The organism is Clostridium sp. CF012, from assembly GCF_018861755.1.
GTDB lineage: Bacteria > Bacillota > Clostridia > Clostridiales > Clostridiaceae > Clostridium_AD.
Map to the genome: position 1 here is coordinate 11428 of NZ_JAHLEF010000018.1, position 15052 is coordinate 26479.

At 31.7% G+C, this 15052-nt stretch carries 12 protein-coding genes; 11 read left to right on the forward strand and 1 reads right to left on the reverse strand.

The window, feature by feature from the left end:
* The first annotated feature begins 40 nt into the window (after positions 1–40).
* The 3 genes from iorA to KPL50_RS15625 all read left to right on the forward strand — a co-directional run bounded on the left by iorA (position 41) and on the right by KPL50_RS15625 (position 3486).
* Positions 41–1807: an indolepyruvate ferredoxin oxidoreductase subunit alpha gene (gene iorA, locus KPL50_RS15615; RefSeq protein ID WP_216299468.1), complete on the forward strand. Its 1767-nt coding sequence runs from the start codon at positions 41–43 to the stop codon at positions 1805–1807.
* 2 nt (positions 1808–1809) lie between these two features.
* The gene (locus KPL50_RS15620) at positions 1810–2388 is read left to right on the forward strand and encodes an indolepyruvate oxidoreductase subunit beta (RefSeq protein ID WP_216299469.1); all 579 of its coding nucleotides are present in this window, start codon (positions 1810–1812) and stop codon (positions 2386–2388) included.
* Between the two features lie 249 nt (positions 2389–2637).
* Entirely contained in the window at positions 2638–3486 is an 849-nt protein-coding gene (locus KPL50_RS15625; protein ID WP_216299470.1) for a hypothetical protein, read from the forward strand.
* A 19-nt stretch (positions 3487–3505) separates the two neighbouring features.
* Here the strand turns inward: KPL50_RS15625 and KPL50_RS15630 are convergent, their stop codons facing one another.
* Positions 3506–4996 (reverse strand): aminotransferase class I/II-fold pyridoxal phosphate-dependent enzyme, encoded by a 1491-nt coding sequence (locus KPL50_RS15630; protein WP_216299471.1) that lies wholly within the window; start codon positions 4994–4996, stop codon positions 3506–3508.
* A 400-nt stretch (positions 4997–5396) separates the two neighbouring features.
* Here KPL50_RS15630 and KPL50_RS15635 point away from each other — a divergent pair, with 400 nt between their 5' ends.
* The 8 genes from KPL50_RS15635 (at position 5397) to KPL50_RS15670 (ending at position 15027) form a co-directional block, all read left to right on the forward strand.
* Complete coding sequence (locus KPL50_RS15635; RefSeq protein ID WP_216299472.1) at positions 5397–7130, forward strand: phospho-sugar mutase; 1734 nt, start codon at positions 5397–5399, stop codon at positions 7128–7130.
* Positions 7131–7253: 123 nt separating this feature from the next.
* Positions 7254–8324: a lipopolysaccharide assembly protein LapB gene (locus KPL50_RS15640; protein ID WP_216299473.1), complete on the forward strand. Its 1071-nt coding sequence runs from the start codon at positions 7254–7256 to the stop codon at positions 8322–8324.
* Positions 8324–8995, forward strand: coding sequence for a YveK family protein (locus KPL50_RS15645; protein ID WP_216299474.1), 672 nt, complete (start codon positions 8324–8326; stop codon positions 8993–8995). Before KPL50_RS15640 ends, KPL50_RS15645 begins: the two co-directional genes overlap by 1 nt.
* Positions 8996–9007: 12 nt before the next feature.
* Entirely contained in the window at positions 9008–9685 is a 678-nt protein-coding gene (locus tag KPL50_RS15650) for a CpsD/CapB family tyrosine-protein kinase (protein ID WP_216299475.1), read from the forward strand.
* Positions 9686–9712: 27 nt separating this feature from the next.
* Positions 9713–10483, forward strand: a complete 771-nt coding sequence (locus tag KPL50_RS15655) for a tyrosine-protein phosphatase (RefSeq protein WP_216299476.1) — start codon at positions 9713–9715, stop codon at positions 10481–10483.
* A 108-nt stretch (positions 10484–10591) separates the two neighbouring features.
* Entirely contained in the window at positions 10592–11500 is a 909-nt protein-coding gene (gene galU / locus KPL50_RS15660) for a UTP--glucose-1-phosphate uridylyltransferase GalU (protein ID WP_216299477.1), read from the forward strand.
* A 320-nt stretch (positions 11501–11820) separates the two neighbouring features.
* Positions 11821–13683: a nucleoside-diphosphate sugar epimerase/dehydratase gene (locus KPL50_RS15665; protein ID WP_216299478.1), complete on the forward strand. Its 1863-nt coding sequence runs from the start codon at positions 11821–11823 to the stop codon at positions 13681–13683.
* A gap of 27 nt (positions 13684–13710) precedes the next feature.
* A complete protein-coding gene (locus KPL50_RS15670; protein WP_216299479.1) occupies positions 13711–15027 on the forward strand; it encodes a nucleotide sugar dehydrogenase in 1317 nt (438 codons plus the stop codon).
* Positions 15028–15052: the final 25 nt, after the last annotated feature.

Here is a 15052-nt window from a genome sequence, read left to right on the forward strand (position 1 = left end):
TGTTAAGTGCATATAAGGAATATAAAGGGGGATATAATATATGAAAAAAGTAATAATGTCAGGCAATGAGGCCATTGCAAGAGGCGCTTATGAAGCTGGATGCCATATAGCTTCAGCTTATCCAGGAACTCCTAGTACAGAAATACTTGAAAATCTCGCAAAATATGAAGGCGTTTATGCAGAATGGGGCACTAATGAAAAAGTAGCATTTGAAGTTGCATCCGGTGCATCTATAGGAGGAGCGCGAGCACTCACTACCATGAAGCATGTAGGATTAAATGTAGCTGCTGACCCATTATTTACAATGGCTTATGAAGGCGTTAACGGAGGATTTGTTGTGGTAACAGCAGATGACCCCGGAATGCATTCATCTCAAAATGAGCAGGATAATAGGTACTATGCACCGCATGCTAAAGTAGCCATGGTGGAACCCTCTGATTCTCAGGAATGCTTAGACTATATGAAAGCAGCTTATGAAATTAGTGAAAAATTCGATACTCTTATATTATTTCGGGTTACTACAAGAGTATGCCACTCGAAATCTTCAATAGTGCTTGGAGAAAAAAAATCAGTAGAAGTTAAACCCTACGAAAAGAATATTAAGAAGTATATTATGACACCAGCAAATTCAAAAGCTAAGCATTACGAAGTAGAAGAAAGATTAGAAGCACTAAGACAATACTCTAATACATCGCCTTTAAATAGAATGGAAATTGGTAATACTAAAATAGGGATAATTACAAGTGGTATTTCTTATCAATACTCTAAAGAAGTTTTTGGAGATAATGCATCTTATTTAAAAATTGGGATGAGTTATCCTCTTCCAGATGAGATGATTAAGGAATTTGCAAGTAAGGTTGAAAAGCTATATATAATAGAAGAGAATGACCCTTATATGGAAACTGAAATAAAAGCAATGGGGATAATGTGCATAGGAAAAGAAATAATTCCAATTTGTGATGAATTAAATCCTGACATAATACGAAAAGCTATCTTAGGTGAAGTTAATAACATCACTTATAAAACTGATGTACAAGCACCTTCAAGACCGCCAGTATTATGCCCAGGTTGCCCACATAGAGGGATTTTTTATCAAGTATCAAAATACAAAGATGTAATAGCATCTGGTGACATAGGCTGCTATACATTGGGAATGGTAGACCCTCTTAATGTAACAGATACAGTTATATGTATGGGAGCTTCAATTTCTGCAGGCACAGGTATTGAAAGAGCCAATATGGTTGCAAATAGAGATGATAAAAAAGTTTTTGCTTTTATTGGAGACTCAACTTTCTTCCATTCAGGGATAACAGGGCTAATTAATACAGTATATAATAATACTCCAATAGTTACTTGTATTTTAGATAATAGAATTACTGGTATGACAGGACATCAAGAAAATCCTGGTACAGGAAAAACCCTTCAAGGAACTCCTGCACCAATGATTGATATTGAAAAATTAGTTCTTGCATGTGGTATTAAACCAGAAAATATAAGAGTAGTCGATCCATATAAACTGGAGGAAACTAAAAAGGCAGTAAAAGAAGCACATGATAGTACAGAGCCATTTGTAATCATAACAAAACAACCTTGTGCATTAATTAAAGATGTACTTAAAGCTAGAGCAGGAATTAAATGTGTTATTGATCAAGAAAAATGTAAAAAGTGTAAGACTTGTTTAAAAACAGGTTGCCCGGCATTAAGATTCCGAGATGGAGTTATAAGTATTGATAGTTCCATGTGTAATGGATGTGGATTATGCAAACAAGTATGCCCATTTAAAGCTATAGAAAAGGTTGGTGAATAATTATGCGCGAAAGTAAAAACGTATTATTTGTAGGTGTAGGTGGACAAGGAACTATTCTAGCATCTAAAATATTGACAGAAGGACTTTTAAAAAGTGGATATGATGTAAAAATGTCTGAAGTTCATGGTATGGCTCAAAGAGGTGGAAGTGTTACTACACAAGTAAGGTTTGGAGAAAAAATTTATTCTCCACTAATTGAAAAGGGTAAAGTAGATGTAATAGTGTCCTTTGAAAAAAGTGAAGCAGCTAGATACTTACCTTATTTAAAGAAAGACGGTCATGTTGTCATTAATGATTATGAAATACATCCAGTACCAGTTTTAACAGGTAAAGAAAAATATCCGGAGAATGTAAATGAAAGATTAACTGAAGTAGTTGAAAATATAGTAATTGTTAATGCAGCTGAAATTGCTAAAAGTCTTGGAAATATTAAAGCTCAAAATGTAGTTCTACTCGGAGCTTTAATCAAAGTGCTTAAATTAGAAAGCATAAATTGGGAGGAAGTTATTAGTGATATAGTGCCTCCAAAAGCTATAGAAATAAATAAGAAGGCATTTAGTGCAGGTATGAATATTAGGTAATTAACTGTTGAATTTTAGAGAATTTTAATAAGAAATAGGGGCTTTGTGTTAGAGCTCTTATTTCTTATTTTTCATTGTAACACAGTGATTAATGTAAAATATATATTAAAAATAGCACACTAAGTAGAATATAGTATATTTTTGTAGGATATTTCTAAAAATTTGTTATAATATAAATAAAGACTGTATCAAGAAACAAAACAATTAATATTTGTTTTGTTCCCCAAAGAACGACAGGGAGGAATTAAAATGCCAATATACTCACTAGCATCTAAAAAAATATTAGAGCATATAAAACAATATACTAAGAGAGGCGAGGTAGTTAAGATATTTGACGCTTTGGAATACAATAATATATTATATAGAGAAATTACATTTTCTAAAAAAATGTTTAATAATTTTCGAAAAGAAAATTTGGGATATCTTTATATTAATGAAAAAAATGAAATAGTAACTGAAAAATCACTTCAAGAAAGATTAGCAAAATTAGCCTATTTTTCAGAGGTGTTTTATAATACAGAAAGTAGAATCTGCATTGTGAATGCACTTCAAGATGATGTTGCAATTGAAAAGGATAATAAGGATCATAAATTAATGGTGGAGGGTTTAGATTTCTTAACTAAAGAAGGAATTGTGGACTCAGAACAAGTGAAACAAGTTGTTTTTAAATTGCCCACTATTAGAAAAAGAAATAACGAAGTGTTAAAACAACTCATGGATAAATCAGAAAAATATAAGACAGAAAAAAAATATTTTAATGCGCATATGCTGGAAGAACTATTACCCATATATAGAGAGGCCTTAAGCGTAAATTTACAAAAGATAAAATTGATAGATTCTGCAAGGGGCTGCTATTCAAACATTAAAAGAACTGCAGAAAAAAAGAGCAAACAGATGTCCATTAGGTTTAACTATAAAATAACTAGACCACTAATGAAGATAAGTTATATGATGGGATATTTTAATAAATTGGTTGAAACTTGTGAAATCATAAGTAAAAAATCAGATACTGAATACTTTAAGTACTTGGGCACTATTGAAAAAGAAAATATTGATTATAGAGTAAAATTGAATAGAAGCAAAAAGAACTCCAATTAATTTGGAGTCCTTTTTATTTCTATTCAACAGTTATATAGACAGCATCTTCTTCTCTAACAACTTTTATATATTCAACTTCTGGATCTTCAGTTCCTTGAACGTATAATCCAGTTGCTTTTAATTTCTCAACATATTCTATAATCTCTTGAGTTATTCTCTCGCCAGGGCATAGTATTGGAATACCTGGTGGGTAAGCCATTAAAAATTCTCCACTTATCATACCAACGCTCTTTTTAATTTCTACAGCAGTATTTACACTGTTGAAAGCCTCACGAGGAATTTGAACTTGCTCTGGAATACTAGGAATATCAATAAAATCAGATTTTTTTGTACCTTTACCATAGTATTCATTGCTTATTTCTCTTAAAGCAGTAAGTAACTTCTCCATTCCCTCTTCAGTATCACCAAAGGAACCAACTGCTAATATGTTATAAAGATCAGATAATTCCATTTGTATATGATATTTGTTAGAAAGTATCATATCTAAGTCATAACCTGTTATACCTAAATCTCTACACGTTATCGTGATTTTAGTTGGGTCAATATCGAAAGCTCCAAAACCATCTAAAACCTCTTCTCCAAAACAATAAAGTCCGGGGATTTTGTTTACTTCACTTCTTACATAATTAGATAAATCAATAGTTTTCTCTAAAAGCTCATTGCCATCTAATGCAATTTGTCGCCTAGCACAATCTAATGAAGCCATTAGTATATAGGAAGGTGAAGTTGTGTGCATTAAGTTTATTAGTTGTTTAACTCTAGCCGGGTTAACAAGGGTTGAGTTAACATGGAGCATAGAGCTCTGAGTTAATGATCCTATAATTTTATGAGTGCTTTGACAACATATATCTGCACCAGCTTCCATTGCAGACATTGGCAATCTTTCATTAAATTTAAGGTGAGGCCCATGAGCTTCATCTACTATAAGGGGTATATCATATTCGTGAACAATATCTGCAATGCTCTTAATATCAGTTGAAACTCCATAATATGTTGGATTAATTATAAGTACAGCTTTTGCATCAGGATTTTCCTTTAAGGTCGCTTCTACTGTCTCTGGAGAAACTCCGTGAGCGACACCAATTTTTTTATCTAGTTCTGGTTGCATATAAACTGGGACAGCACCTGCGAGTATTATACCACCGGTTATAGATTTGTGAACATTTCTAGGCACAATTATTTTTTCACCAGATCCAACTACAGACATAATCATAGCTTGAATAGCACCTGAAGTTCCATGAACTGAGAAAAAGGAAGCATCAGCACCATAAGCATCCGCTGCTAATTCTTGAGCCTTTTTAATAGGTCCAGTTGGGTGGTGGAAAGAATCAACAAGTTTAAAAACTGTAACGTCAATTTTAAAAGGATTTTCCCCCATAAAATTTCTAAATTGTTCATCAGCACCTAACCCTTTTTTATGCCCAGGTACGTGCAGCGGCAATGTATCTCTGTTAACATATTCCATTAGGGCATCAAACAACGGAGTTTCATTTTGATTTAATCTATACAATTTATACACCCCTTTCAAAAGAATTTATTCTATGGCACATTCAAATAAATATGGATTAAATATACTAATCTACTTATTTGAATGTTCCAAACATATAAAATTAACTTTTATAATATATTCATTCAAACAATTAATAATTATAAAGGATAAAATATGCAAATGCAATAATAAGTTTAAATAAAAACAAATTATTAACTATATTGTGTAGGTTTATCCATAATTAATATTGTAACCAATAGAGAATGTAAAATATAGGTTATTGATAAAAAGTCACTTCTATTTGTAATGGTATGATAATATAATGTGAGAGAATAATTATAAATTGTGAGGAAACCAAGCAGTAATAGCTAGGAGGATAACAATTGTTATTTGATCTACAGGAATACAAGGAGGGTAAAATATGACTTACAAAGAAAGGTATAATAGTTGGATTAATGCTAATTCCATAGATTTGGAATTAAAGAGTGAGTTAGAGCAGTTAGTAGATGAAAAAGAAATTGAAGATAGATTTTACAAAGATTTAGAGTTTGGTACTGGAGGACTAAGAGGAGTAATAGGTGCAGGAACCAATAGAATGAATATACACACTATAGGTAAAGCTACTCAAGGTCTAGCTGACTACTTAAACTCAAAATATACGGGGGATATATCGGTTAGCATAGCCTATGATTCAAGACATATGTCAAAGGAATTTGCAGAAGCAACTGCAAAAACTCTATGTGCTAATGGTATTTTTGTTAATTTATTTGAGAAGTTAACACCAACACCAATTTTATCTTATGCTGTTCGCACACTAAAAAGTAAAGCGGGTATTGTTATCACTGCATCACATAACCCTAAAGAGTATAATGGATATAAGGTTTACGGAGATGATGGTGGACAAGTTACTGATGAAGTGGCAACTGAAATTATAACCTGTGCAAAAGGCATAAAAGATTTTTCAAAAGTGAAAACTATGGAGATTTGCAGTGCAAAAGCAAATGGAATGTTAAAGATCATTGGAGAAAACCTTTATTTATCATATATTGAGAAGGTTAAAAATTTAACTGTGAGAAAAGACTTAGTTGCGAAAAGTGCCAAGGATTTAAAAATAATTTACACTCCTATTCATGGCTCTGGAAATCTACCTGTGAGAAGGGTTTTAAGTGAACTCGGTTATGATAGCTGTTTTGTAGTGAAAGAACAAGAATTGCCAAATGGAGATTTTCCAACAGCGCCATACCCTAATCCCGAGGATCCAAAGGTATTTGCATTAGCTCTTGAAATGGCAAAAGACCTTAATCCAGACATAATTTTTGGCACAGACCCCGATTGTGATCGAATTGGAGTAGTAGTCAAAGATAAAAAGGGGCAATACAAGGTTCTTACAGGAAACCAGACAGGCGTGTTATTATGTAATTATATTTTAAATTCATTGTGTGGAAATAGTGAATTGCCTAAAAATGGCGTGATATTAAAGACAATTGTTACTACCGATATGGTAGAGGCCATTGGTAAAAAATATAATGTTGAAGTAGTAGATGTGCTAACAGGATTTAAATATATTGGAGAAAAAATTAAAGAATTTGAACTTACGGGTGAAAAAGAATTTATATTTGGGTTTGAGGAAAGTTTTGGCTATTTAGCTGGAAATTTTGTACGTGATAAAGATGCAGTTATAGCAGCAATGCTAATTTGTGAAATGACACTTTACTATAAGAATAAAGGCATGAGTTTGTATGATGCACTTATGGACATCTACAGTGAACATGGATACTATGAGGAAGCACTGGTTTCAATAGAGCTAAAAGGAAAAGATGGTGCAGAAAAAACAAGTGATATATTAGAACATTTAAGGTCTTCAATGAAGGACAACCTAGGTAATAATAAAATTATAAAAAAAATGGACTATAGAGCTAGTTTGCAAGTGGACTTAATAGATCACAGCCAGAAAATAATAGATCTTCCGAAATCAAATGTTTTAAAGTTTGTTTTAGAGGATGGTTCTTGGTTTGTAGTTAGACCCTCTGGAACGGAACCAAAAATGAAAATTTATATATCTGTTAAAGGAAATTCACTAGAAAATACATCTAAAAAAATAATTCAGCTCAAAGAAAATGTCATGTTAATAATTGATGAAGCATGTAAAATTTAAGAACTGTTCATTAATTTTGGACCATAATTCCCAATAGTATGGTTTACAAATTATCATCAGTATACTATCATTAAGATTGATACTTGTAGCATAAATATTTAAGACTAGTAGGAAGGTGTAATCATGGACATAAAAACATATTTTTCAGAAAAATTATCAGCGCTTCTTTTTTTAGAGATTAAGAAGAATAGCAAAATCAATGAATATGTCATTTTGGAGGACATATACTTCCCAGTGAGAACGAATGAGATAATAGAAAAAGTAAAGAAAAAAGAGGATTTTGATAATATACCAGTTAATCTATTTATAGAAGGAATGTTTTATGTTCTAGGAGCAGATGAACACTTTAAATATACTGACGATTATAAAAAAATCATAAATAACATTCCAAATTCAACAGGATTTATTAAGGGCGTGATTTTCAAAGAAATTCAAAATGAAAATTATGAAGAAGCATATATTATTTTAAAAGGGCTATTAACTATAGAAGAAAATAGTGAAAATTATGATAAGATTTTTCTGTTAGTGGATAGATTAAGAGCCACTAATATTATGTTCAAGCAGGAACAACTAAAACTTATAGAAAAGGCTAAAAAAATCACAAATTACAGTAATCCATACCTATATGAGTCATTAGTTTTTAATAGTGATATGGAACATGATGTAGCATTAATATCTTTAAATAAATATGTTGCAAGTGGTGGAGAACTAACAGCAGAGGTACTTGAACTTAAAGGCAATTTAAAAACTATAACAAGTTTCCAAAAGGCAAAGGAGCTAATACCCACCAGTCCTAAGGCTGCACTCCAAATTCTAATACCACTAATGGAACAATTAGGAGACAGACCAGATATATATTACCACAGTGCTGTAGCCTATAGAATTCTACAAAATTACGAGAAGGCTATATACTATTTGAATGAAGCAGTAGCAATTGAAAGTGATTTAATCGAGGTAGTAATTGAGTATGGAATTAACTATGCATGTCTTGAAAATTACGAGCTTGCCATAAGATATTTTAGAGAGGCATTTGAAGTTACAAAATCCATAGAAGTATGTACAAATCTTATTATGTGTTATATAAATGTTAAAGACTTTGATCAGGCAAGAATACATTTAGACATTGCTGAAAAAATAGATCCACTAGATGAAATTGTAATTCAGTTAGAAAAGCTATTGACGGAGGGTAAATAATGGAATTGACGGAGTACTTTATTATACTAAAAAAGAGAATACTATTGGTGATTTTAATTACAATAGGAGCCACGGTACTTAGCGGAGTTTTAAGTTATTTCGTTATTAAACCTACTTATAAGGCTGATATATCAGTAATAATTGGAAAAATAGAAAATAAAGCTGAAGTACCACAAGCTAGCATGAATGATGTACTTATGTATCAAAAATTAGTTAAAACCTATAGTGAGTTTACTAAATCAAGAAAGGTTTCAGAACATGTTATTGCAGCACTAAAACTAAATATAGAACCTAGTGAACTTCAAGCAATGGTATCAGTAGAACCAAAAGGAGATACCGAGTTTTTAACTATAACAGTTAAATCTAAGAATCCTAAAGAAGCTATGAACATTGCTAATCAGTTTGCTAAATCATTAAAATTTGTAAGCAATGATGTGAAAAAAGCAGATAATGTTCAACTTTTAGATGAAGCACAATTACCAATAGCGCCAGATAGTCCGAACCCTAAGTTAAATATGGCAATTGCGTTTTTCATTGGACTTATGGTATCACTAGGTATATCATTTTTGCTAGAATACCTAGATAACACTGTAAAAAGTCAAGAAGACATAGAAAAACTAACTGGAATACCTGTTATAGGAATTATTCCATTAACTGAAGATAAACGATAGGAGAGTGAGAATATGTTAGAAAATTTAATAGCATTAAAAAATCCAAAATCTAGATCCGCAGAAGCCTTTAGAACATTAAGAACAAATATTCAATTCTCTTCCTTAGATACAGAGCTTAAATCTATATTAGTTACTTCCGCTGGTTCTGGAGAGGGTAAATCAACAGTAATGGCAAATTTAGCTATTACTATGGCTGAAAGTGGAAAAAGGGTTATTCTTATAGATTGCGATTTAAGAAAACCTTCAATACATAAAAAAATGGGAGTTACCAATTCTATGGGACTTACAAATGTATTAGTCCAAAATATAAAAAAAGAAGAATGTATGGTGGAGTCCAATGTTGAAAATCTTTTTATATTGACAAGTGGACCTATTCCCCCAAATCCAGCAGAACTGTTAGGAACTAAAAAAATGCGCGATTTTATTGAAGACTTAAAAAACGAATTTGATATGGTTCTTATTGATGCACCACCAGTACTTGCAGTAACGGATGCACAAATTTTGTCGACAATATCGGACGGTGTAATTTTTGTAGCTTCTTACGGGGAAGCCCAAAAAAATGCTATGGTAGATGCGAAAGAGTTGATTGATAAGGTTGGTGGAAAAGTAATAGGAATTGTGTTTAATAAAGTACCAGAAGCTGTAAGTGGTTATTATGGAAAATATTACACAGGGTATTATGAAAAATAAAATTGTTATTTTAGAAGGTGTAAATTTATGATAGATTTTCACAGTCATATAATCCATGGAATTGATGATGGAGCAAAAAACTTAGATATGTCTCTTGAGATGGTGAAGATTTCAGAGAGTGAAGGGGTAGAATATATTTGTGCAACTCCTCATTTTATAACTGAAGAATTTGAAATTAATAGAGAAAAATATATTGAAAAACTAAATAGATTAGTTCTAGCCTGTAGGGAGGAAAATTTAAAAATTAAAATATTATCAGGACTAGAAATTTATATGCATCCCAACTTGCCAAAACTCTATAAAGAAAAGAAAATTTGGGGGATTAATGACTCAGAATATTTACTTATTGAGCTTCCTATGGGGCAATTTCCTATGTACACTGAAAATGTGTTTTATGAATTAAAGTTACTTGGAGCCAGGCCCATATTAGCCCATCCTGAGAGAAATGTTAAAATTATGAAAAATCATGATTTGATTATTAATTTAATTGAGCAAGGCGTATTAATGCAAATTAATGCAGGAAGCCTCTTGGGGGACTATGGGAAAGAAGTGAAAAAAACTGCTGAATCCTTTGTAAAAAGGAATATGATACATATTTTGGGTAGTGATGGGCATAATATTACAAGTAGGAAAACTAGGCTAAAAGTAGCCTATGAAAAAGTAAAAGGGACAAATGAAGCTGCCTATAACTGGATTTTAGAAAATCAAACTAATATTGTTAATAAGGTATCCACTATGGAATTTTTAGAATTAGAACCTATAAAGAGAGGAATTTCATTTTTCAATTTTTTTAAATAAGTTTTGAAAAAAAGGTTATAATCTTAGAGTATATTAGTCATCATAAAAGAATAACAAGCATAAACTTGTTATTTTTTTCAGATGCCTTAATTGAGGAGCTGAAGAACTATGAGAGTTAAAAAAGCTATAATACCAGCAGCAGGTCTTGGCACAAGATTTTTACCAGCTACAAAGGCACAACCTAAAGAGATGTTGCCAATTGTTGATAAACCAACAATTCAATATATTATAGAAGAAGCGGTTGCCTCTGGAATTGAGGAAATTTTAATAATAACAGGAAGGAATAAAAGAGCAATCGAAGATCATTTTGATAAGTCAATTGAACTTGAGTATCAATTACAGCAAAATGGTAAGGAAGATGTTCTGAAAATGGTTAGAGATATATCAAACCTGGCCAATATTTATTATATACGTCAGAAAGAACCTAAAGGACTAGGTCACGCAATAAGTTGTGCAAAAACTTTTGTTGGTAATGAACCTTTTGCCGTAATGCTGGGTGATGATGTGGTAGATAGTGAGGTTCCTTGTCTAAAACAACTTATTGATTGCTACGAGGAATATGAGACTTCGATTTTAGGAGTTCAAGAGGTTCCCTTAAGTGAAGTTTACAAATATGGTATTGTAGATGGATCATCAATAGAGGATAGAGTTTACAAGGTAAAGGATGTTATTGAAAAACCCAATGCATCTGAAGCACCATCCAACATAGCAATACTCGGAAGATATATTATAACCCCTAGAATATTTGATATTTTAGAAAATACAAAGCCTGGAAAAGGTGGGGAAATACAACTTACAGACGCACTTAAGACTTTAATATCAGAGGAAGATATGTACGCTTATAATTTTGTGGGTAGGAGATATGATGTAGGCGATAAAGAAGGATTCTTAGAGGCAACTGTTGAATATGCACTTAAAAGAGATGATCTTAAAGAAACTTTTATGAAATATCTCTTAACTATTAAGGATAACGATATGTTTAAAGAAATTTATAATGAATGCAATAACAAAAGATAGTTTTAGGAAATAAGAGAAATAATTTAATATATTAAATTGGTAATTAACAAAAATTAAGAAGACCCAGCAACTTTTAAGTGCTGGGTCTTCTTAAATTATAAATTTATAACGCATTAAACAACTGAATTTTGAGAAATTATAAATAAATAGTTAATAAACTCCATTAAATTATACAAAAACAAGGTTTTAGGATATAATAATATATGCAAAGATACAGCATACTAGAAGTATAAAAAATATGTTGAATAATTTTGGAAATGAGGTAAAATGATTAAGGGGAGAAGCAAAGGGTTTAAGACTAAATAAAGGATGTGAACTTCATGAAAACTGACAAAAGGGTCTTTGCGGTGGATATTATTTGTATTTTGGCTTCATTATATATATCTCTGCTATTGAGATTTGATTTTAATATCCCTATTAAAGACCTTGAATTTTTTAAACTTTCAATTATTCCAGTTTTGATTTTAATAATAAGCTTTAATAAAATATTTGGATTGTATCGAAGTATATGGAAATATGCCTCAATAGAAGAATTATTTTCTATAGTATATTCCATATCACTCGCAAATATAGCGTTCGTAATTTATAGCTATTTAGTTAGCTATATCTTATTTAAAAGTGACTATTATAGATTCCCTTTTACTGTACATATTATATTTTGGCTTCTTTGTGTAATTACCTTGGGTGGAATTAGAATTATATATAGAATATCAGAGCAAAAAAAAGGAGAAAATAAACAGTGTGATAAGAACGTAAACATTCTTATTGTAGGTGCCGGCGATGCAGGTGTTATGTTAGTAAAAGAAATTAGTAAACATAGCGAATTGAAATATTATGTTGTGGGATTAATTGATGATGATCAATCTAAAAAGCATAAAATAATCAACGGTATAAAAGTATTAGGTGGTAGAGACAAAATAATTTCAATTTGCAAGGAGCAATCCGTTGAGGAAATAATTATTACCATGCCTTCAGCAGATTTTAAAACTAAAACAGAAATATTAAACATCTGCAAAAGGACGAAATGTAAATTAAAAACAATTCCTGGTATTTACGAAATCGTAGATGAAAAAGTAAACATTAGTCAACTTCGCGATGTAAATATTGAGGATCTTTTAGGAAGAGAACCAGTTAAATTAAGCACCGAAGATATTGATAAGTATATTAAAGGTAAAACAATATTAGTTACAGGTGGTGGTGGTTCTATAGGTTCAGAACTATGTAGGCAAATTGCTAAGTTTAAACCTAAAAAACTAATAGTTATAGATATTTACGAAAACAATGCGTATGACTTACAGATGGAGCTTAACTACGAGTTTCCACTGTTAAATAAAGAGTTCATTATTGCATCTGTTAGAGACGTTGATAGATTGAAAGAAGTTTTTGAAACCCATAAACCGGATGTAGTATTTCATGCAGCAGCTCATAAACATGTGCCACTTATGGAGAGTAACCCAGCAGAATCCATTAAGAACAATGTAATAGGAACTTATAATGTGGTAAAATGTAGTCATGAATCTGGTGTTAAAAGATTTGTTCAAATTAGTACAGATAAAGCAGTAAACCCTACGAATATTATGGGAGCTACAAAGAGATTTTGTGAATTAATAATTCAAGCCTTTGATACAGTTAGCGACACTGAATATGTGGCTGTACGATTTGGTAATGTTTTAGGAAGTAATGGTTCAGTGATACCATTATTTAAAAAGCAAATAGCTCATGGAGGACCGGTAACAGTTATGCATCCGGATATAAATAGATTCTTTATGACAATACCAGAAGCTGCACAATTAGTTATTCAAGCTGGAGGAATGGCAAAAGGTGGAGAAATATTTGTTTTGGATATGGGCGAACCTGTAAGAATTGTCGATTTAGCCAGAGATTTAATAACGCTTTCAGGACTTGAACCCGATGTAGATATAAAAATTGAATTTGTTGGGCTAAGGCCAGGAGAAAAACTTTATGAAGAGCTCTTGATGGATGAGGTAGCATTAACATCCACTTCACATAATAAAATTTACGTTGAAAAGCCTATTGGAAATGATATAGATTTTATTGAAAAATCTATTGAGGATTTTAAAAATGTAGTGGGAAAAGATAATGAAGCTGTGTTTGCTTTAATGGAACAAAAGGTTCCTACCTATAAAAGAAAGAGCAATTTAAAAAAAGATGTATTAAATTAGACCTTTAAGGTTATAGGAGGTAATAAAATGTCTCAATATAAAGACGAATTATTATTAAAATTAAAAAATAAAACAGCAAAACTTGGTGTAGTAGGCCTCGGATATGTGGGCTTGCCATTAGCTGTAGAGAAGGCTAAGGTAGGTTATGAAGTAATAGGCTTTGATGTTCAAGATAAAAAGGTTAAAATGGTAAATGAAGGACATAATTACATTGGAGATATTCTAGATTCTGATTTAGCTAAGTTGGTTCGAGAAGGAAAACTTAAAGCCACTACAGATTTTAGCTTTGTTGCTGATGTTGACACGGTTTGTATTGCAGTGCCTACACCACTAGATTTATATAAGCAACCGGACTTATCATATGTAGTAGAATCAACCAAAAGTGTTGCTAAGTATTTACATAAGGGAATGCTAGTTGTTTTAGAGAGCACGACATACCCAGGAACAACTGAAGAAGTTCTAAAACCGCTGCTTGAAGAATCAGGTTTAAAATGTGGAGTTGACTTTTTCCTTGCCTTCTCTCCAGAGCGAATTGATCCAGGTAATAAAGAGTTTAATACAAAAAACACTCCTAAGATAGTTGGGGGATGTACTAAAGACTGTACTGAAGTAGCAGGAATGTTATACAGAAGTGTGCTAGAGGGAGATATAATGGAAGTTTCTTCTCCAGCGGTAGCTGAAATGGAAAAAATTCTTGAGAATACTTTCAGAAATGTAAATATAGCACTAGCAAATGAAATGGCTATTTTGTGTAAAAGAATGAATATTGATATTTGGGAAGTCATAGATGCAGCTAAAACTAAGCCTTATGGATTTATGCCGTTTTACCCAGGCCCAGGACTTGGTGGACATTGTATACCACTTGATCCATTCTACTTAGAGTGGAAAGCAAAAGAATTTGATTATCATACGAAATTAATAGAAGCTTCAGGTATAATCAATGATTATATGCCTGAATTTGTCCTTGAAAATGTTATGAAACTTTTAAATGGTCAGAAAAAGGCACTAAACGGAGCAAAAGTTCTTCTTATGGGTGCAGCTTATAAGAAAGATATAGATGATATGAGAGAATCACCAACACTAAAGGTTATTGATCAGTTAGAAAAGAATGGTGCTGACATAATTGTAAATGACCCATTTATCCCAAAATTCATGCACAAGGGTAAAGAATACGTATCTGTAAATTGGGAAACAGAAATAGTTAATGCAGATATAGTAATAATAACAACAGATCATAGTGATTATGATTATGAAAGAATTGTAGCAGAAGCTGGTTTATTATATGACACTAGAAATGCTACAAAATATGTTGTAAATAATAGAGAAAAAATTAATAAACTTTAATATAATTAAAGTAATAAAAATTATG

Bases quoted from the DNA above. Each gene is read 5' to 3' on its own strand.
- KPL50_RS15655 (WP_216299476.1), top strand. From the start codon at position 9,713: ATGATAGATTTTCACAGTCATATAATCCATGGAATTGATGATGGAGCA.
- KPL50_RS15665 (WP_216299478.1), top strand. From the start codon at position 11,821: ATGAAAACTGACAAAAGGGTCTTTGCGGTGGATATTATTTGTATTTTG.
- KPL50_RS15625 (WP_216299470.1), top strand. From the start codon at position 2,638: ATGCCAATATACTCACTAGCATCTAAAAAAATATTAGAGCATATAAAA.
- KPL50_RS15640 (WP_216299473.1), top strand. From the start codon at position 7,254: ATGGACATAAAAACATATTTTTCAGAAAAATTATCAGCGCTTCTTTTT.
- KPL50_RS15650 (WP_216299475.1), top strand. From the start codon at position 9,008: ATGTTAGAAAATTTAATAGCATTAAAAAATCCAAAATCTAGATCCGCA.
- galU (WP_216299477.1), top strand. From the start codon at position 10,592: ATGAGAGTTAAAAAAGCTATAATACCAGCAGCAGGTCTTGGCACAAGA.
- KPL50_RS15670 (WP_216299479.1), top strand. From the start codon at position 13,711: ATGTCTCAATATAAAGACGAATTATTATTAAAATTAAAAAATAAAACA.
- KPL50_RS15645 (WP_216299474.1), top strand. From the start codon at position 8,324: ATGGAATTGACGGAGTACTTTATTATACTAAAAAAGAGAATACTATTG.
- KPL50_RS15620 (WP_216299469.1), top strand. From the start codon at position 1,810: ATGCGCGAAAGTAAAAACGTATTATTTGTAGGTGTAGGTGGACAAGGA.
- iorA (WP_216299468.1), top strand. From the start codon at position 41: ATGAAAAAAGTAATAATGTCAGGCAATGAGGCCATTGCAAGAGGCGCT.
- KPL50_RS15635 (WP_216299472.1), top strand. From the start codon at position 5,397: ATGACTTACAAAGAAAGGTATAATAGTTGGATTAATGCTAATTCCATA.